The sequence below is a fragment of the Cupriavidus necator A5-1 genome, from assembly GCF_000744095.1.
In the GTDB taxonomy this organism is placed as follows: domain Bacteria; phylum Pseudomonadota; class Gammaproteobacteria; order Burkholderiales; family Burkholderiaceae; genus Cupriavidus; species Cupriavidus necator_A.
This window is the reverse complement of the sequence record NZ_JQLI01000001.1, coordinates 1,172,127-1,190,561: the sequence shown is the minus strand read 5'-3', so window position 1 is coordinate 1,190,561 and position 18,435 is coordinate 1,172,127. Positions and strand designations below refer to the sequence as shown.

Below are 18,435 nucleotides of genomic sequence, written 5' to 3'. Positions count from 1 at the left end.
GCGCATGTGGTATGTGGTGCCAGGCCCTGCGCCGGCACGGATAGAAGATAGTCCGGGCAGTAGCCCGGCCATTGAGCACCCCGACCTCCGGCTTCGTGCCGCGTCAGTCCGCCAACGAAAATTACTCACCAGTCCGTAAATAAAGCGACAAAAATTGGAACCTCGTGACGACCGTTTAGTCTCATTCAACATGAAACGAGATGGCCGTACGCTGGATCGCGCGACGCAAGAGGAATTCCGCCGACTTGCCTTGCGCCGGGTTCGCGAAGGCGAGAAACCATCGGTGGTGGTGAAGTCGCTGGGCATGAACCGAACGTCAATCTACCGTTGGCTCAAGGCGGCCTCGGGCCCGGGCAAAGGCGCGCGGGCGCTGGCATCGCGTCCAGCGACAGGCCGGCCACGCAAGCTCACGCGAGCGCAACAGGCGCAGGTCTTTCGGTGGATCAACGGGCGGGATCCTCGGCAATACGGTCTGGACTTCGGGCTGTGGACACGACAGATTGTGGCCACGCTCATCGATGAGAAATTTGATGTGAAGATGGGTGTCACAGCGGTGGGCAGGCTGCTGGCGGGACTGGGCTTGAGCCCGCAAAAGCCATTGCAGCGGGCGTACCAACGAGATCCGCAGGCCGTCGAACGCTGGCAGCGTGAATCATTTCCGGGCATTGCGGCTGCGGCCAAGCAAAGCGGTGCGGACATCTACTTCTGGGACGAATCAGGATTTCGAGCCGACGCGGTGCATGGCAAGACCTGGGCGGTCAAAGGCGAGACACCGGTGATTGAGCGCCCCGGGCAGCGCCAATCGATTTCCGCCGCGTCCGCGGTGAACGCCAAAGGTGCCTTCTGGTTTGCGATCTACAAAGGGGCCTTGACCGCGGAGCTATTCATCGAATTGCTCAAGAAGATGATGAAGGGCCGCAACCGCCCAGTGCATCTGATCGTTGATGGACTGCCAGCACACAAGAAGGCCAATGTGCGCGAGTACATCGAATCGACCAAGGGAAAGCTCACGATGCATGTGCTGCCGGGATACGCGCCCGACCTGAATCCCGACGAGTTCGTGTGGAGTCATCTCAAGCGAACTGGTGTGGCGCGCAATCCGTTGCGAGCGGGCGAGAAACTGGAAATCCGCGTTGAGCAGCACCTGCACGAGGTGAAGAAGAACCGCCGGCTTGTGCGCTCATTCTTCGACGCCCCATCTGTCGCCTATATTTCGGACTGCTGAGTAATGGCTTGCAAGGAGAAAGTATCGCCGCCCAGATACCGACTGAAATCCAATACCGAAGGGGCTTGACAACCTCGCCCCCATAGAAGAGACCGTTTCAAAAAGACGGCTCAGCGCGCCTGAAGATGTTCCAGCAGACGAGTGAGCACCCGAGTTTAAGGAAGGCTTCGTGAATGTCAGCCCGACGCTCGAAGCGAATACGAAGACGACGGAAGTTGTGAAGCCACGCATGAGTACGTTCGACAACCCAGCGGAATTTGCCCAGACCACTGCCGTGTTCTGTCCGGCGCCTGGCGATCACCGGTTTGATACTGCGCTCGCGGAGCCGCTGACGATGCGGCTCGGAGTCGTAGCCACGGTCTGCGTAGATGACTTTGGGCTTCTGAAGCGGCCGGCCGCGCACGCCGCGAATTGGCGGGATCGCATCAACGAGCGGCAGCAATTGGGTGACGTCGTTGCGGTTCGCGCCGGTCAGGATTGCGCTGATGGGGACGCCATTCGCATCGACGAGGATGTGATGCTTGGAACCAGGTCGCGAACGATCCGTGGGGTTCGGACCAGTTTTTCGCCCGCCCCAACGGCTCGCACCGACGATGAATCGACGGCTGCTCGCGAGAAATCGAGTTCGCCGGCCTCGCGTAACTTCGCCAGCAGTAGCTCGTGCAATCGCTTCCATACGCCGACCTTGTGCCAGTCGCGCAAGCGCCTCCAGCAGGTCGAACCCGAACCAAATCCCAACTTGGTCGACATGTCGCACCAGCGTATCCCGGTCTTGAACACGAACAGGATGCCGTTCAGTGTAGCTCGGTTCGAAACCGGGCGCCGGCCTGGATACTTCTCGCGTCGCGGTTTCGGCGGCGGTAGCAAAGGTTCGATCAGTGCCCACAGCTCGTCATCAATGATCGGCGCGCTCATCCCCTCGGTTCCCGTTGTTCAGGTGGCCAAGGTTAACAGCTTGCCGAAAAGGTTAACAGCCCCCCGGGGGTCTTTTTGAAACGGTCTCTTAGTCACAAGAATGCAGCTCGGAACCTGCTCTCCTGAGGGCGTCAGGCCTTGGCCTGTTGCTCCGCGTCCATTCGATGACGAAGCGTTTGGCGGTTGGCTCGGTCGCCTGGCTGCGAGGTATGAGATCAGTGTTGACCAGTTGTGGGAGATTGGCGACCTTGGTACGTATCCATCTATTCCCTCCGATGGACGAGCACGCACTGTGCCGCCTCGCGCGACTGACCCATGTTGGTATCCCAAGGTTGGCGGCGCTTCAAACGCCAATGGCATGGGTCTCAGACCGAGATCGGCTCCCATACTGCTTCGACTGCCTTGTGCTGAATCCAGTCGACGTTTTCTCGCCTCGCTGGAAGCAGGATTGGCTAGATCCGCACACGGCTGTCTGCCAAGTCCCAGGCCATAGACTCAATACGGCACCGGCATCCACGCTACGCATTTGCCGCAACCTTTCGGCAGTGCTTCGTGAGCTTGGGAAGCGTCAGCCCAGGGTTAGGTGACGGGGTTCGAATTTCAACATTGGCGGAAATAATGACCGCCATTAGCGGAAATAGCGATCTGCAACAGTAGCTGCCGCAAAAGCAGCCGGTCCGCCCTTGGATGACTGAGTCCTACAAGCCGTCCACTCGAATAGGCCGACTGCCACTTTGCTAGCCAGCCTGACTGCTTACTCTTAGCTCCTTGCGGTAGCGGTTCAGGTCCTGCACCCTGTCGAACCTGCCCTCGAACAGCAGCGACATGTTGTGCAGGATCCGCTCGATCACCTTCTTCTCCCAGCTCTCATCAAAGCGGATCTGCTCGTCGAGCCAGTGCACGAGCCAGTCCGGATCCGGCAGGCGGGACTGCACCGTGTCGTGGGGGAACAACGCCTTGTTCACGTGCAGGTTGGTCGGGTGCAGCGGCTTTTCCGTGCGGCGGGCCGATGCCATCAGCACGCCGATCTTGGCAAACGCGGCGCGTGCCGGATCGCCAAACTGGGCCAGGTACTTCTTCATGTAGCGCAGGTACGCGCCACCGTGGCGGGCTTCGTCCTGGGACAGCGTGCGGTAGATGTGCTTGATCACCGGTTCCGAGTGCCATTCGGCGGCGCGGCGGTACCAGTGGTTCAGGCGGATCTCGCCGCAGAAATGCAGCATCAGCGTTTCCAGCGGCGGGGCCGGGTCGAACTCGAAGCGCACGGCGTGCAATTCTTCTTCGGTCGGCACCAGGTCCGGGCGGAAGCGGCGCAGGTACTCCATCAGCACCAGCGAGTGCTTCTGTTCCTCGAAGAACCAGATGCTCATGAACGCCGAAAAGTCGGAATCGTGGCGGTTGTCGCGCAGGAACATCTCCGTGGCCGGCAGGGCGGACCATTCGGTGATGGCATTCATGCGGATGGTTTTCGCCTGGTCATCGGTCAGCAGGCTGGCGTCGAACGAATCCCATGGGATGTCCTTGTCCATGTGCCAGCGGACGGCTTCGAGGGACTTGAATAGATCGTTGAAAAGCATAGGTAAAGCGACCACTCGGGGTTGCGGATCTGGGATGGGACTCGCAAGAGTCCCAATTTTTTCAGGGCACTCGCCTGAGGACATCCCAAGAGGGCAAGTCACGCTCAAGCATCCTTCCATAGCAACGGCCGCGGGGCGAACCCCAGCTTCGCCTTCGCCGCACTGTTCGAGGCGCCCGTCAGGCAGGTATGGTAGTAGACCGCTTCGTCACCTGCGGCCTTCCGGGCTTCCACGACGCTAACGCGGGCAGGCTCTGGCGCATCGACCCAGCGCGCGAATGCTGGCATCCATTTGGCGACGGGGAGCGGGTCATCATCGACCACGTTGTACACGCCGGGTTCGGCCATCAACGAAGCAACGGTCGCCGCGACCGCATCATCGATATGGACAAACGACCAGACGGCATTGCCGTCCCCAATGATCGACGTTTCGCCTCTCCGTGCCTGCTCCGCAATGGCTCCGTCAGGCCTGTACCACGTGCCAGGACCATAGAAGAATCCATAGCGCAGGACCACGCCTTCCACCGAGGCCGAGCCCGTGACGGAGTCCTCATACGCGCCGATGACCCGCGCGCTTTCGCCGATTTCGCCAGGGGCGTCACAGCGAAGCCCGGCCGTTTCGTCGGCAAGCTCCCCGGGCGGGGCATTCAGGTAAAAGCCACGCGATTGCACGATATAGCGTTTCACGCCCAGCGCCTCGGCAGCGGCCAGCAAATTGCTGCCCCCTGCCTCGGCAGCGGCCAGCAAATTGCTGCCCCCCTCCCGATGCAGGCGGGTATCGTTGGGCATCGATTTGATGATGTCGGCCGGATTCGCGGGAAGCCACGTAAGTTGGTCGATAACCACGTCGGGCGAAGCTGCTTCGATGGCGTTCCGAACAGACTGCGGGTCAAAGGCATCCGCAAAGGACACTGTGGCGCCGATCTCGCGCAGTCTGTCGGCGCCTGCGCCTGCGCCTGCGCCTGCGCCTGCGCCGGCGCCGGCGCCGGCGCCGGCGCGAGTCATTCCTGTGACTTCATGGTTCAGCGCGCGAAGTACGCGCACAAGCGGCAGTCCGATAGCGCCAGTGGCGCCTGCAACGAAAATCTTCATGAGCTTTCTCCTCGGAGCTGCGCAGCCTGGCAGCGCAGCGATAAGCCAACGACACAGCGGAGCGGAGTGACGCCCCGTTCTGATTCGGTGAAAGCATTGTGTCCGTTTGTTGGGCCCTTAAAAAGCACCAAAAACCTGAAGAAGTCGTGTACCACCCTTCCCATGTGTTGCCAGTGCCTTTGCACTAGGAGAACTTCCTGATCAGGTGTTGCAAGCGATCACAGGCAGTCGGCACCTGCTGTTCAATTGCTGTCGCAACACCGAGGAGTAATCCCGATCGCTGAGTAGACGCCGAGCAATACCACCCCGACAATGGGGCGGGCGCAAGTCCATAGGCATAGGCTTCTCGAGCGATCGTCTTGTCGTCGGCGCCATCTGGAAGCCTCATCACCACGGCAAGTCCGGCCGGATAGGCCTGGAATCCCTTGGATCTCAGCGCAGCCAGCAGTGCATTGCTTCGGCCTGCATAAATGCGCTTCATACGGCGCAAGTGTCGAATATAGTGACCATCCCGCATGAATTCAGCAGTCGCCATTTGCACTGCCGGTCCGGGCGCTGACGCAAGGCAGGCCACGGCTTCATCGAATCGGGCTACTAAGGTGGGCGGCACCACGACAAATCCAAGCCGCAGCGTCGGACTGACCGTCTTGCTGAAAGACCCAATATGAATCACCCGCCCCGCACGATCGAGTGACGCCAGTGCGGGAGCCGCGCGGCGTGTCAGTTGGAGTTCGCCCAGGTAATCGTCTTCGATGATCCAGGCATTCACGCGTGTCGCCCATTCGAGGATTCGCACTCGGCGCGCGAGCGACAATGTCGGACCCAGTGGCGCTTGTTGCCCGGCGGTGACCAAAGCCACCGCGGCATCTGGTGCGTGCATTTCGCCGTAGCTGACATCAATGCCTTCTTCGTCTACCGGGATGGGAACCGTTGCGAGCTGGGAAATTTCCAATGCCCTGCGGCTGGGAAAAAATCCCGGATTCTCGACCCATGCCTTTCGGCCTTCGGCCTGAATCACTCGCAGCACCACACCGAGCGCTCCTGAACATCCCGCCGTAATGAAAATCTGCGAGGGCTGGCATTCAATGCCGCGTGCCAAGGCCAGATGCGCTGCGATCTCTCGTCGGAGTTCATGTTCGCCTCTCGGGTCTGGATACGCTGCAGGCGCTTCGACTTCGTCGCGTGCCGCACGGGCTCGCAGCCGCGAGAACAATGCTGCCGGAAAGCAGTCCGATGCCGGCACGCCCATTTGAAAGACCGCAGGCCCGGGCAGGAAATGCTGGTACAGCGCTGATTGCAGATCGGACTCGATGGAACGCGCACGTTCCGTGATTGGGCTCGCGACGGCAGCATGCTCCGAGACTCTGGTCCCGCCAGCGCGTGATGAAACGACCAATTGTGCGTCGGTCAGCCGCTCATATGCAGTCTTGACGGTGCCTCGAGCAACACCAAGCTGTGCGGCAAGATCCACCCAGGATGGCAGTCTGGCACCGGGAACGAGTACCCCATTCTCAATTGCACCGGTAATGCCGAGCCGAATCTGCTCCGCCAGCGAAGTCTTGGACGCACGGTCAAGTTTCAGATCCAGGATTTGCATAGCGTCTGGTGCATCAAGAAATTGCATTCTTGGTTCTTTTTCATGAACCTCCGGGAGAGCATGATTCTAGCCTTTCAGGAGATAAACATGAAACTTCAACGCTTTCTTCTCTCTCTCGTGGCGGCTACGAGTATGGCCTTCACCGGGGCTGCCGCCGCTCACACCGTCGGCGATACGGTCAAGCCGAACTTCACCCGGGCGATTCCCAACATCCCGGGCAAGTCGCTCATCGCAGTGGAGGTCCTTTATCCGCCCGGAGGCGCTTCGCATCCTCATACCCATGCAAAGTCGTCATTCATCTACGCATACGTCGTCTCGGGCAGCGTCGCCAGCAAGGTGAACGACGAGCCGGAACGCGTGTACAGGGCGGGTGAGAGCTTCTTCGAGGAGCCAGGCTCACGCCATCCGGTGAGCCGCAATGCGAGCAAGACCAGGCCGGCAAAACTGCTCGCGGTGTTTGTCGTCGATTCGGACGACAAGGAACTGACGACCAACGACAAGTAGGAGTTTGAGATGAGACTGGATTACACCAAGGCCGCGCCTGGCGGTGTGAAGGCATTTGGCGGCGTGTATGGCTATGTCATGCAGTCGGGCCTCGAAGACGTCCTCGTCGAGCTGGTCTATCTGCGCGTGAGCCAGAATAATGGGTGCGCCTATTGCCTGGACATGCACACCCGTGACCTGATCAAGAAAGGCGTGACGCCCGAGAAGCTTGCGCTCGTGCAAGCCTGGCATGAAGCGGGGCCGTTGTTCAGTGACCGCGAGAAGGCTGCGCTGGCATGGGCTGAGTCCGTGACGCGCGTGGCGGACACCCACGTGCCAGACAATGATATCAAGGTCACTGCTGCGGCGTTCAGCGAGAAAGAGCTCGCTGACGTCACCATGGCGATCAGCCTGATGAACGCCTATAAGCGGCTCGCCATCAGCTTCCGCCGCTCACCCGACTCCGCACTGGCTGGGAAAAACTGATGCGTGTTCCCCCCCGGGTGCCAGGTGAAGTCAATTGAGAAGCGCGCCTTTATGCGCGTTTTTCTCTTGGGGGCACGACATAACCCCTTAGCTGCAGTTCGCAGCTTCCACTCAGAGGTCCGCTTCTGTTAAGGATTGTTCGACGCCTGCCCACAGGCGCCACCGCCTCTCACAGTCCGGCAGACGAGGGCAGACATCAAACAATCCTTAACAGTTGCCGACGCCGACGGCAGTCAGGCAGTCTCGGTCGCCGCGGCTGGCCAAGTGCGGTAGCCCCTGATGCGGCCCTTTTTTATCGATCTTGCGAAGCCAGCCACCATGTCGGAATGCCTTCGTCGAAACTATCGAACCACTCCCGGATAGCGTCGGCCACCACCCCTGGATCGCAAGTGGCGGCATCCGGGCGCAGGCCCAAATCAGACTTTCGACGTCAAAGCGTCGTTCCGCCCGATCCCTCCAGGCATCGCGGTCGCGGGCTAGGATAGCGAGGTGCTGGTCTCGGATCGGGATGTAACGCATGGCGCAGACAGGGAGTGGGAGTCCCGTATTGACGGCCGCCTCGTCGATTTCTTGACCCATCCACTGGAATGGTGAACCGGACCGTCAGGTGAGGAGCCGGCGATGCAGCAGCAAGAAGGAGCCACTGGCCAACCGGGCTCGGGCAGAGGGTGTCAGTGCCGCGGTGCGCAGCGCTATTGTTGTATCAACGACTGAAAGGATGCCAAAGGGCGCTCTGCCCAGTCATGGTGAGGCTGGGGAGACCGTAGGCCTCAACGTCGCGTATCGCTGAAATGGCGTTCCGCTGCCTCGCCGCGCAACGTGGTTGAAGGAGACACGCCGAAGCGCTTCTTGTAGTAGGCCGCAAACCGGCCGAGATGAGTAAAGCCAAACCGATATGCAATCTCCGTGATGGAGGCGTGCTCGGCTCCCGCTGCGGCGATAAGTGCCTGTCGCACGACGTCCAGCCTTACGTCGCGCAAGTACCCGACCGGCGTTGTATTGAGATAACGCCGGAAGCCTTCCTCCAGGGCACGGACACTGACGCACGCGATCTGCGCCAGATCTGCGACGGTCAGCGTCGTGTCTGCATTCGCGTGGACGTAGTCGATGACCCGCTGCATATGACGCGGCCTGGCAGGTTCGGCGCTGCGTGCCAGCAGATGGGTATAGGTGTGCGGCTGAAGCAGGAGCAGTGTCCGCAACAGATAGTCCTCCATCGACGCCACCGCGGCGGGAAATTGCAGCCAGTAGGTGCCGTGTTGATCGATATTCCTTGCGAGGTCGAGTACAGCTTGCGTCCAGGGGCTGGAAAGACCTGTGTGCTGGGGCAGCGACGGATCGAACGCGAGGGGGCCGTCCGGGTCGCGCCCGGTCAGCAAGGCAAAGCGGTGCTCCATCGCCGCCTTCTCTATCCAGAGCAACACTTGCGCGCAGTCCCGGTGCCAGTGCATGCGGGTTGGTGTGTCCGGGCTGAGCAAGCTGGCTGTCTTGACGTCGGAAACTACGCTTTGCGCGCCGCAATAGATTTCCGCGTGCCCCGCGACAGGGATCTGCGCGAGGTAAAAGCTGCCCAGGCGGCCCGGGTCGATCGCTACGTCCGCGCCGTACGACAGGAAGTTGATGGCGGTGTCATGCAGCTTCACCAGATTGTGCTGGACGTGCAAATGCTGCGGCGCACCAACGACGCGCAAGACGTGTGGACAAAACACCGCCGCAACCCGGCCCTGTGTCTCCTCAACGTCTTGGGAGCGAAGCAATGTGTAGTCGGCCAGCAGACCCTGAAACGGGCCTTTCTCGATACTTTGGCGGGGCGGCATTGCGGATGGATGTTCGAGGGGATCTGTATCGGTTGTGCCCGGCAAACGTGACCAAAAATCTGCCGGGCTGAAGATAATCATAGTTGAAGTCTAAAACATTCCAAAATCATGCTTGCAGTCGGAGCGACGCATTAAGGGGGAAGAGGCGAGCTGCGTGCGACTCGCGCCAGGGTGACGCAGCATGGATGACAAAGCCGCGGTCATTGGCGGGAGGTCAAGTCAGTCGCCCTGGCGAGATGCTATCTCTCCAATGCAGACCAAAAACCACCGCTCTTTGGCCGGATTCGTTTGCTGTCTGACACGAGGGATGCGTCCGCTACCGCCTAAACTCCCCTTGAAGGCTCGTATGGGTATGTAGGGGTTAGCAACGGGCCAAGTCGCGTGTCGCTCTGCGTCTCGGAAGGACGGTTTAGCGCACTTGTTTCAAGCTACTGGACCGGGATTGTTCATGTTCGCGCTACTTGCCATCACATATGTTCTGCTGGCGCTGCTGACCGGGGGGTACTCGACCTATCTCCTCGCCACACTGATTCCGCAAGACGTTCTTGAGGAAGCAGGGCGGAGCGGAAGATTTGCCGAGCTTTATGACGGTCGCTTTGAGCACGCTGGCTCCGCTTCAGTCGATGGGACGGCGTCGGGCCACGTTCTGTAGAGGCCGACGACAAGGGCCCCGAAATAGGGAATGCTTTACCCGATGTGTCGGCGTTGACATGAAAACCGCAGCTGTTCTGGTGTTTCCGGAAGTCCAAGGGCTAGATGTCTCTGGGCCGCTCGATGTCTTTGCGGAAGCCAATCGCTTTCTTTCTTCGGAAGATCAGTACGCCTTTGAAATTCTGGGAACTGAACCGGAGCGGATACGTTGCTCCAACGGCCTGGAAATCCATCCAGACCGTCTATTTTCTGACTCAGATGGCGCCTATGACCTGTTGCTGATAGCCGGAGGGCCAACATTGCCCCAACTGAGTTTTTCGCCTTCTCTGTACACCTGGCTCGGGGCAGCGTTCGAGAACTCGGCATGCGTTTGTACGATCTGCAATGGCACATTTCTCTTGGCCAGAGCCGGGGTCCTCGATGGAAAGCATGTCACGACACACTGGAATGATGCGGCCGATCTTGCCAGGGAGTGTCCATCGGCTGTGGTAAGCCCTGACAAACTGTATATCCAGGACGGCAAGCTCGTTACGTCCGCTGGCGTCACAGCCGGAATTGACATGAGCCTCTACCTGCTTGCGAGAGACCATGGCCGAGAGCTAGCCATCAATGTTGCCAAGCAGTTGTTGCTCTTTACGCATCGCGCAGGCGGGCAGTCGCAGTTCAGCCCTTACCTCAATACATCGGTAGAGCCCAATTCATTGGTTTCCCGCGTTCAAGCGTACGTTTTCTCCAATCTCACCGCAGACCTTTCCCTTGAGGTTCTCGCGAACGTCGCAAGAATGAGCGTTCGTCATTTCACGCGAATTTTCATGCGTGAGTCCGGCATGAGCGTGATGGACTTCGTCGAAGCGGCCCGCCTGGACGCGGCCCGAGGCTTGCTTGAAACCACATCCAAGCCAATCAAGGCAATCGCATATGAGTGTGGATTCTGCACGGCACACCGGATGCGTTCTGTATTTCGACGAAATCTGGGCATTTCACCCCAGGACTATCGTGCGCACTTTCTGGATCCTGCCTCGGGTTCGCGACGGCTGCCTGATCCTCCGACGCGTGATCAGAGCAGCCATCGCGACACGATGGCCAACGCATGAAGAAGGTCTAGCAATACTTGTCTCGCCCGATGATACCTCGTTCTTGTCAGCGACAGGGAAAGAGGCGGCGGCAAAAATCAGGAATCCCGATCGTGGGCATCCATCCGCGGGGATGATGGCTTCGGTGTTGGTAATGAAGTCATGTTTTGCGGTTCTGTATGTTGTCAAAAAAATAGCAGGAGACGGCGGTGAGCGAAAGAAGCCAGCGAAGATATATCGATCTACTTGAAGTCGCTGATGACGCGAGATTCAATTCTTTTCACGGGTTGGTTTTGGCATGGTGTGCGTTGATTATTATATTCGACGGATATGACCTTGCTGTCTCCGGTATCGCGCTGCCGTCCATGATGAAGGACATGAATGTCGATGCTACCCGTGCGGGCATGATGGTGAGTTCCGCGCTATTTGGTGCGATGTGCGGTGCGGTACTGCTTGGCTCGCTCGCCGACCGTATCGGGCGGCGTCGCGCAATTGCGCTTTGCGTGTCTTTGTTCAGTCTGTTTACTGCGATGGCCGGCTTGGCCAGCGATCCATTGGCTTTTGGCATCGCACGCTTCATTGCCGGGATCGGGATTGGCGGGGTGATGCCGGCGGTCGTGGCCCAGATGACGGAGTATTCGCCACGCAAGCTCAGGACGACGCTGGTTACGGTGATGTTCAGCGGCTACTCCGTTGGTGGCATGATCGCAGCCGTCTTCGGTAAGGGGCTCATTGGAACCTACGGATGGCAAGCCGTTTTCTATGCCGCGGCAGCGCCTGTACTGGTGGTCCCCTGGATCTTGAAGTATCTTCCGGAGTCGATTGGATACCTGGTCAAGCACAATCGCAAAAAGGAGTTGAGCCAGCTCTGCGCGAAGTTGGATTCCACCTATGTGTTTCACCATGACGATGAATTCGTCATTGGCGAACACCGAAGTGGCGGGGCCTTGTTGCGCACTCTTTTCAGCGATGGAAGGGGCATGAGCACCATCATGTTCTGGATTGTTTTCTTCATGTGCCTGTTCATGGTTTACGCCCTGAGCTCCTGGTTGGCAAAGCTCATGGCCACCGCTGGTTATAGTCTTGGATCGGCACTGACGTTTGTCCTCATTCTCAATATCGGTGGAATCTTCGGCGCAATTGGTGGTGGCATGCTTGCGGACCGCATGAGCATACGCGGTGTGCTTGTTTTCATGTTTGCAATGGCAGGTACTTCGATTGCGCTATTGGGGTTCAAGTCATCAACGCCGGTGCTGTATTTCCTTCTGTTTGTAGCTGGCGCTTCGACAATTGGCACGCAGATTGTCGTCTACGCTTATGCAGGCCAGTATTATCCGATGACGATTCGTTCGACTGGCATCGGCGTGGGTTCTGGCGTTGGCCGAATCGGCGCGATATCGGCGCCGGTCATCCTTGGTGCCGTGGTCGGTATGCAACTTCCTTTGCATCAGAATTTTCTGCTGATGGCAATCCCCGCTGCAATAGCAATGATTGCCGTAGCTTTTATTGACCGATCTGATGGCACGCCCTCCATCCGCGCTGCGGACCTGGAGCAAGAAGGGGTCCAGGCTTGCAACGCGGGCTAAGGCTACACGCTTGCAGATTTGACTCGCGAAAACAATGCGGGTCGCGTGGTTTGGTGTCCACCAACGTCCGCAAGGGTCGCCACGTTACCAGCAGACACGAGAGAACAAACGATGTCAGTAAACCAAATAAAAACTAGCATCTGCACGATCGAAAGCCCGAAGGATCTGTGGCGATGGTCTGGCGCGGAAATCAGCGCCTCGGTTCGTCGAGGGGATGTTTCGGCTGTCGAGGTGGTGGAAAGCGTCTACGCGCGTATCGCTGCAGTCAATCCGGTGATCAACGGCATTGTCCATATGGACAGGGAGCGCGCATTGGTGGATGCCGGTGCGCTCGATCGGCGGCGACAGGCGGGTGATTCACTGGGGCCACTTGCCGGAGTGCCCGTCTCGATCAAGCTTAACGTTGACGTCGCCGGTGAGGCGACGAGCAATGGCAATCCGCTATGGCTCGATCGTATTGCCGAAGCCGACAGTGGCGTGGTATCAAACCTGCGCCGTGCAGGGGCAGTGGTCATAGGACGAACCAATACGCCGCCACATTCTTTCCGCTGGTTCACCGAAAACCCCGCTTATGGCCGTACTCGAAACCCATGGTCGTCAGGAGTCACCTCGGGCGGCTCAAGCGGGGGCGCCGGTGCGGCGGTGGCGAGCGGGATGGGGCCGATCGCCCATGGCACCGATATCGCGGGGTCGATTCGCTATCCGGCGTACGTCAATGGTGTCGTCGGCCTGCGGGCGACCACCGGCCGCATCCCTGGCTACCAGGCCACTGCGCCACAGCGCTTCTTTGGACTTCAGGCGATGTCCGCACAGGGTCCCCTGGCGCGCACTGTCTCGGATGCGCGGCTCGCACTGGAGGCGATGGCCAGTGATGGCGGCATGGATCCGGTCTGGGTCGATGCCCGCCTGAATTACAAGGACGATGAGACGCCGACACATGTCGCGCTCGTGGACGAAATTGGCGGCATCGACATCAGCCCGGAGATTCGACAAGCGCTCTCGTCGGCCGCCGCCGCGCTGACCAACGCCGGCTACACGGTCGAGCGGATTGCATTGCCAGATCTGATACGAGGGATGGAGTTATGGGAAAGCATCGTCATGACGGAATGCAGGCTCGGCATGCTCGCCGCCGTGGATGCCATTGGCGACGCGACCATCAGTACGCCGGTACACAACATGGCAGCCTGTGCGCCGGAGCCAAGCCTGGCTGGTTATGCAAAGGCGATCGCTTCACGCGATGACATGCGCCGCCAGTGGAACATCCTTTTCCAGCGCTATCCGCTTGTTCTGATGCCTACATCGTGCTGCGCGCCATTGCCGTGGGGCGCGGACCAGGGGTCTGTCGAAGAAATGCGCCGCTTGCTCGAAGTGCAGAGCCCGCTGATGGCTGTCGCCGTGTGTGGATTGCCGGGCCTGCACGTTCCTACAGGGCTGTCACAGGGATTGCCTGTCGGAGTCCAACTTGTTGCACCGGCGTTCCGCGAAATGCGATTGTTGCACGCCGGTGCCATGATCGAGGCGGCCCACGGAACATTGATTCATCACTTATGGGAAGGGCGCTGGTAACGGTCAAGCGGTCTCTTGCGCAAGAGATCGCTTGGCGTTCACGACTTGCCATTCCATGATGCGCGACGGGAGCCACGTGCTTCTTTTGCCGATCAAGGCCTCGTCGCTGAAGAACTTTGCCGGAATTGCCTGCGGTAAGCCGACGGAGAGATGCGAAGCGCGGCCCTGAAATGTTGTCGCAGGGATAACGCCGTCCCGAAGCCCGCATCCTGTGCGACCAATTCAATCGATGCATCGCTGGCTTCAAGCATCGCCTGCGCACGTGCAAGCCTTTGGCTCAATATCCATTGCTTGAAGGACGTGCCGGTCGTCTGTCGGAAATGGCGGGTAAAGTTGCGCCGGCTCATCGCCGCGCGTTCCGCGAGCGATTCAATCGTGTGCGCTTGCTCCAAATGCTGCGTCACCCATTCAAGGACCTGGGAAAGCCGGCCGTCGCTGTTGGTGACCGGCAACGGCCGTTCGATGAACTGTGCCTGTCCTCCCTGCCGGTGGGGCGCGACCAGCAATCTCTTCGCACGGTGGTTGGCGACTTCCGCACCAGAAATCTGGCGTAGCAGATGCAGGCAACAATCTATGCCGGCCGCGACGCCTGCGGAGGTGAGGACGTCCCCTTGGTCGACATACAGCACGTCCGGATCCACGCTTACCTTCGGATATCGTTCCGCCAGCGTAGCGACACATTCCCAGTGGGTTGTCGCGGTTCTGCCATCCAGCAGACCGGCTTGAGCGAGAGGGAAAGCGCCAAGGCATAAGCCCACCACTCTGGCGCCGCGGCGGTGTGCCTGCCGCAGGGCGTCAAGCAAGGCGGTCGGTGCTTCCCGGCAGTCGTCGTGCCAGGACGGCATGATCACCAGGTTGGCAGATTTCAACGCGGCAAGGTCGTACGGCGTGTCGATGGTAAAGCCAGCCGAAGTGCGTAGCGGCACCTCATCGGCAGCACAAACCATCACCTCAAAAGTCGATACACCTGGGTCACTAAGATTGCCGCCAAAAACCAGGCACGGCACCGACAAGTGGAAAGGCGTCATGCCGTCGAAAGCCACGACAGCAATGCGCAGGCGTCGGGGTGAAGATGCTGTTTTCCGCATGGCCCGATTATATCGAAGGTAGGCCTTCAGGACACTGTTCGCTTATGTGGGATCCACACAGAATGACCGTCATGGGAAGCGGCGCTAACCATGCCACGTCTACCAAACCACGTAAAGGTCATTCAAATGGATCGTCGACTACTCATGCTGGCGCTTGGCATGTTCGCAATGGGGACGGACAACTTCGTTGTTGCCGGCATTCTCCCAAGCGTAGCTGCATCGCTGCACACAACCGCCAGCCTGGCCGGCCAGATGGTCACCGTCTATGCGCTCTCTTATGCAATCCTGGCGCCAGTGATGGCGGCTGTCGCGGGACGGTGGCCGAGAAAACTGCTGCTGGTATCCGCACTCGGTATCTTCGTCGCCGGCAATGCCATCACAGCACTGGCAACCGATTTGAACACGGTGCTGTTCAGTCGCGCGCTGGCGGGCCTTGGTGCGGCAATGTTCTCTCCCACCGCTTTGGGTGTTGCCACGTTGCTGGCGGATCCCGAGAGGAGAGGTCGAGCGCTCGCCACGGTGACCGCGGGCCTCGCGGGCGCAACGGCGTTGGGCGCCCCGATCGGCACGTTCATCGGTGGGTTCGGCAGCTGGAGAATCACGCTATGGTTCGTCGCGCTCCAGGGGCTTATTGCGATGATCGGGGTGTGGACCATGCTGCGCTCGATTCCTCAGCCTGCGCGTATCACCCTGCGCGAAAGGCTGACCCCTTTAAGCGATATTCGCGTTGCCCTGACCCTTCTTACGTCCCTGTTCGCCTTCGGCGGGTTTCTGATGGTCTATACCTACGCCGGACTGGTGCTGGACCGGGTGACGGGCGGCGACGAACGCGTGCTCGCCGGCATGCTGCTGGTCTGGGGTAGCGCCGCAACAGTGGGGAACATGCTTGCCGGCCGCCTCGTCGATCGCTTCGAGAGCCGCAAGATCATCAATGCGGGGCTTTGCGTCGGCATCCTTAATTTCTGTGCACTGCCGTGGACTTCCGCAAATATGGTCGCCGCCGCAGCCGCCTTGATTATCTGGGGGCTGGTGGGATGGGGATTGATCGTGCCGCAACAGCATCGGCTGGTGAAAATCGCGCCCCAAATGGCACCGTTGCTGCTCGCCCTTAACAATACGGCTACCTACGGTGGGCTGGCGTGCTCGGGCGTTCTCGGGGGCATTGTGCTTTTGTTCGTCGACCGGCAATACCTCAGTATCGTCGGCGCCGGATTGATTGCGATCGCTCTTGTTCTCGCCGAGGCTGCGCACCTGTGCATTGCGCGCACGTGCATCCGCGAACATGACCGGCGCCGTGACTTGGCTCATGGTCATGCCGCGCGCCGATCCGCCCTGGATTGACCTCATGGAGTGAAATACATGCGTGCTCTTCTTTCTCTTGTTGCTGTCGCCGGCATGGCTCTGGCCGGCGCAGCTACCGCGCAAGGCACGGAAAACCCCGGCTCGCGGCATCTCGTGAGCCGCAATGCGAGCAAGAGCGAGCCGGCAAAACTTCTGGCCGTGTTCGTTGTGAATTCAGACGACACGCAACTGACCACCCACCACAAGTAAGGGAGCTTTTGATGAGATTGGACTACACTAAGGCATCGCCGGGCGGCGTGAAAGCAATGGGGGGCGTCTATGGCTATGTCATGCAGTCGGGCCTTGAAGATGTCCTCGTCGACCTTGTCTATCTGCGTGTCAGCCAGATCAACGGTTGCGCTTATTGCCTGGACATGCATACCAATGACCTGATCAAGAAGGGTGTCACGCCCGTGAAGCTGGCGCTCGTGCAGGCGTGGCACGAGGCGGGGGCAATGTTCAGCGAGCGCGAGAAGGCTGCGCTTGCGTGGGCGGAGTCGGTCACCCGCGTTGCTGACACCCATGTGCCTGACGAAGCGTTCGAGCTTGCCGCGGCAATCTTCAGCGAGAAGGAGCTCGCCGACCTCACGATCGCCATTGGTCTGATGAACGCCTATAACCGGCTCGCCATCAGTTTCCGCCGCGCTCCCGAATCCACGTTGGCTTTGGAAGTCTGACGCGGCCGCCGCATCAATAATCGGTGGACGGTGGGGACAGACCCGGGATGCCGGCGTGCAACGGAGATGGCTCGGTTGTTCTGCCGGCGTCCCTGGCATTTCACCAATGCGCTTGCACAAAGCACAGGCGCTCAGATGGCAGATGGATGAGCTTGAGCCCCTGCCATCTCCACACGCGATGGTGCAATGGCGAATCGTTGCTTTGCAGCGGTTCGCCCGTCCCTCACGATGAATACGCCAGGCAACGGCGACGTTCGTCTTCTTCAGTCTGGCGATTCATGAGGAGACACCATGCAATTGAGGAAAGCCACATGTCTGGCGATGCTCGTGTTGAGCCTGGCGACGGCTGCCACTGCAGATGAGGCATATCCAGCCAAGCCGGTGATGGTCGTGGTACCGCAGGCGCCGGGAGGTGCCAACGACGTCATCGCCCGTATCGTGACAACGAAACTTGCCGAGAAGCTTGGCCGGCAGGTGGTGGTTGAGAATCGACCCGGCGCCGGCGGTAATATTGGCACAGCCTACGTAGCCAAGGCCACCCCGGACGGCTACACGCTGCTGTTCACGGTGAGCAGTGCACATGTCATCAATCCGGCGCTGTACAAACGCACCGGATTTGATCCTGTACGGGACTTCATTCCGGTCGGCAGCGCCGCCACGGCCGGCTATGTGCTGGTGGCCAACCCGGCTTTCCGTCCTGGCAGCGTGCGCGAGCTGGTGGATCTGGCGCGCGCGAAGCCCGACACGGTCACGTTTGCTTCGGCTGGCAATGGCACACTAAATCACCTGATCGGCGAGATGATCCAACAGAGTGCCGGCATTCGGCTGGTGCACGTGCCATACAAGGGCGCTGCGGCCGCGGTATCGGATGTGGTCGGCGGGCAGGTGGCCGTGTCGGTGCAGAGCGTGACGTCAGCCCAGGCCTTCATCCGGGCCGGCAAGCTCAAGGTCCTCGCGGTCACCAACGAAAAGCGCCTGCCTGCGATGCCCGACGTGCCAACCGTCGGCGAGGCGCTGCGGGGAGTCGGTGCCACACCCTGGTATGGTTTGTTTGCACCGGCGCACACGCCGCCTGCGGTGGTTGCACGCTTGCGGACCGCGCTCGGCAAGGTATTGGCGGATCCCGATGTGCGTGAGACGCTGGCACGCCAGGGGTGTGAGCCGTTTTCTTCCGAGGCGGCGCAGTTCGAGGCGCTGATTCGCAGCGACCTGACCCGCTGGTCCAATGTCGTCCGGGCCGCAGGGGCTACCGTCGATTAGAT

At 59.9% G+C, this 18,435-nt stretch carries 16 protein-coding genes and 2 pseudogenes; 11 read left to right on the top strand and 7 right to left on the bottom strand.

Annotated features, from left to right (window positions below):
* Positions 1–190: 190 nt before the first annotated feature.
* On the top strand, positions 191–1,225 hold the full coding sequence (locus K307_RS05225) for an IS630 family transposase (RefSeq protein ID WP_042876773.1): 1,035 nt from the start codon (positions 191–193) through the stop codon (positions 1,223–1,225).
* 97 nt (positions 1,226–1,322) lie between these two features.
* Here K307_RS05225 and K307_RS45635 read toward each other — a convergent pair whose 3' ends face one another.
* From K307_RS45635 to K307_RS05205, 5 genes and pseudogenes are all read right to left on the bottom strand, one after another.
* Entirely contained in the window at positions 1,323–1,901 is a 579-nt protein-coding gene (locus K307_RS45635) for an IS5 family transposase (RefSeq protein WP_230625501.1), read from the bottom strand.
* Between the two features lie 44 nt (positions 1,902–1,945).
* A pseudogene (locus tag K307_RS49165) lies at positions 1,946–2,140 on the bottom strand (transposase); the annotation flags it as partial.
* Between the two features lie 737 nt (positions 2,141–2,877).
* Positions 2,878–3,717: a ferritin gene (locus tag K307_RS05215; protein WP_042876771.1), complete on the bottom strand. Its 840-nt coding sequence runs from the start codon at positions 3,715–3,717 to the stop codon at positions 2,878–2,880.
* Between the two features lie 104 nt (positions 3,718–3,821).
* Positions 3,822–4,808, bottom strand: coding sequence for an NAD-dependent epimerase/dehydratase family protein (locus K307_RS05210; protein ID WP_042876770.1), 987 nt, complete (start codon positions 4,806–4,808; stop codon positions 3,822–3,824).
* 184 nt (positions 4,809–4,992) lie between these two features.
* On the bottom strand, positions 4,993–6,405 hold the full coding sequence (locus K307_RS05205) for a PLP-dependent aminotransferase family protein (protein WP_042876768.1): 1,413 nt from the start codon (positions 6,403–6,405) through the stop codon (positions 4,993–4,995).
* A gap of 87 nt (positions 6,406–6,492) precedes the next feature.
* Here K307_RS05205 and K307_RS05200 point away from each other — a divergent pair, with 87 nt between their 5' ends.
* Both K307_RS05200 and K307_RS05195 read left to right on the top strand, forming a co-directional pair.
* The gene (locus tag K307_RS05200) at positions 6,493–6,909 is read left to right on the top strand and encodes a cupin domain-containing protein (protein ID WP_042876390.1); all 417 of its coding nucleotides are present in this window, start codon (positions 6,493–6,495) and stop codon (positions 6,907–6,909) included.
* Positions 6,910–6,918: 9 nt separating this feature from the next.
* Positions 6,919–7,374 carry a carboxymuconolactone decarboxylase family protein gene (locus K307_RS05195; protein ID WP_042876767.1) on the top strand — a complete coding sequence of 152 codons (456 nt, stop codon included), beginning with the start codon at positions 6,919–6,921 and terminating at the stop codon, positions 7,372–7,374.
* 770 nt (positions 7,375–8,144) lie between these two features.
* Here the strand turns inward: K307_RS05195 and K307_RS05190 are convergent.
* Entirely contained in the window at positions 8,145–9,272 is a 1,128-nt protein-coding gene (locus tag K307_RS05190; protein ID WP_230625499.1) for an AraC family transcriptional regulator, read from the bottom strand.
* 367 nt (positions 9,273–9,639) lie between these two features.
* On the opposite strand from K307_RS05190, the gene K307_RS05185 reads away from it, so the two are divergent.
* From K307_RS05185 to K307_RS05170, 4 genes are all read left to right on the top strand, one after another.
* On the top strand, positions 9,640–9,843 hold the full coding sequence (locus K307_RS05185; RefSeq protein WP_042876763.1) for a hypothetical protein: 204 nt from the start codon (positions 9,640–9,642) through the stop codon (positions 9,841–9,843).
* Between the two features lie 58 nt (positions 9,844–9,901).
* A complete protein-coding gene (locus K307_RS05180; protein ID WP_042876761.1) occupies positions 9,902–10,936 on the top strand; it encodes a GlxA family transcriptional regulator in 1,035 nt (344 codons plus the stop codon).
* 188 nt (positions 10,937–11,124) lie between these two features.
* Positions 11,125–12,501: an MFS transporter gene (locus K307_RS05175; protein WP_042876759.1), complete on the top strand. Its 1,377-nt coding sequence runs from the start codon at positions 11,125–11,127 to the stop codon at positions 12,499–12,501.
* A gap of 111 nt (positions 12,502–12,612) precedes the next feature.
* Complete coding sequence (locus K307_RS05170) at positions 12,613–14,067, top strand: amidase family protein (RefSeq protein ID WP_051974669.1); 1,455 nt, start codon at positions 12,613–12,615, stop codon at positions 14,065–14,067.
* A 92-nt stretch (positions 14,068–14,159) separates the two neighbouring features.
* Here the strand turns inward: K307_RS05170 and K307_RS05165 are convergent, their stop codons facing one another.
* Positions 14,160–15,125, bottom strand: a complete 966-nt coding sequence (locus K307_RS05165; protein ID WP_042881375.1) for a helix-turn-helix domain-containing protein — start codon at positions 15,123–15,125, stop codon at positions 14,160–14,162.
* Positions 15,126–15,281: 156 nt separating this feature from the next.
* Here K307_RS05165 and K307_RS05160 point away from each other — a divergent pair, with 156 nt between their 5' ends.
* The 4 genes and pseudogenes from K307_RS05160 (at position 15,282) to K307_RS05150 (ending at position 18,433) form a co-directional block, all read left to right on the top strand.
* Positions 15,282–16,496: an MFS transporter gene (locus K307_RS05160; protein WP_051974667.1), complete on the top strand. Its 1,215-nt coding sequence runs from the start codon at positions 15,282–15,284 to the stop codon at positions 16,494–16,496.
* A 90-nt stretch (positions 16,497–16,586) separates the two neighbouring features.
* A pseudogene (locus tag K307_RS49160) lies at positions 16,587–16,706 on the top strand (cupin domain-containing protein); the annotation flags it as partial.
* 11 nt (positions 16,707–16,717) lie between these two features.
* On the top strand, positions 16,718–17,173 hold the full coding sequence (locus tag K307_RS05155; protein ID WP_042876757.1) for a carboxymuconolactone decarboxylase family protein: 456 nt from the start codon (positions 16,718–16,720) through the stop codon (positions 17,171–17,173).
* Between the two features lie 291 nt (positions 17,174–17,464).
* A complete protein-coding gene (locus K307_RS05150) occupies positions 17,465–18,433 on the top strand; it encodes a tripartite tricarboxylate transporter substrate binding protein (protein ID WP_042876755.1) in 969 nt (322 codons plus the stop codon).
* The last annotated feature ends 2 nt before the right edge of the window (positions 18,434–18,435 follow it).

Bases quoted from the DNA above. Each gene is read 5' to 3' on its own strand.
- K307_RS05150 (WP_042876755.1), top strand. From the start codon at position 17,465: ATGCAATTGAGGAAAGCCACATGTCTGGCGATGCTCGTGTTGAGCCTG.
- K307_RS05210 (WP_042876770.1), bottom strand. From the start codon at position 4,808: ATGAAGATTTTCGTTGCAGGCGCCACTGGCGCTATCGGACTGCCGCTT.
- K307_RS05170 (WP_051974669.1), top strand. From the start codon at position 12,613: ATGTCAGTAAACCAAATAAAAACTAGCATCTGCACGATCGAAAGCCCG.
- K307_RS05160 (WP_051974667.1), top strand. From the start codon at position 15,282: ATGGATCGTCGACTACTCATGCTGGCGCTTGGCATGTTCGCAATGGGG.
- K307_RS05225 (WP_042876773.1), top strand. From the start codon at position 191: ATGAAACGAGATGGCCGTACGCTGGATCGCGCGACGCAAGAGGAATTC.
- K307_RS05185 (WP_042876763.1), top strand. From the start codon at position 9,640: ATGTTCGCGCTACTTGCCATCACATATGTTCTGCTGGCGCTGCTGACC.
- K307_RS05180 (WP_042876761.1), top strand. From the start codon at position 9,902: ATGAAAACCGCAGCTGTTCTGGTGTTTCCGGAAGTCCAAGGGCTAGAT.
- K307_RS05190 (WP_230625499.1), bottom strand. From the start codon at position 9,272: ATGATTATCTTCAGCCCGGCAGATTTTTGGTCACGTTTGCCGGGCACA.
- K307_RS05215 (WP_042876771.1), bottom strand. From the start codon at position 3,717: ATGCTTTTCAACGATCTATTCAAGTCCCTCGAAGCCGTCCGCTGGCAC.
- K307_RS05195 (WP_042876767.1), top strand. From the start codon at position 6,919: ATGAGACTGGATTACACCAAGGCCGCGCCTGGCGGTGTGAAGGCATTT.
- K307_RS05200 (WP_042876390.1), top strand. From the start codon at position 6,493: ATGAAACTTCAACGCTTTCTTCTCTCTCTCGTGGCGGCTACGAGTATG.
- K307_RS05205 (WP_042876768.1), bottom strand. From the start codon at position 6,405: ATGCAAATCCTGGATCTGAAACTTGACCGTGCGTCCAAGACTTCGCTG.
- K307_RS45635 (WP_230625501.1), bottom strand. From the start codon at position 1,901: ATGGAAGCGATTGCACGAGCTACTGCTGGCGAAGTTACGCGAGGCCGG.
- K307_RS05155 (WP_042876757.1), top strand. From the start codon at position 16,718: ATGAGATTGGACTACACTAAGGCATCGCCGGGCGGCGTGAAAGCAATG.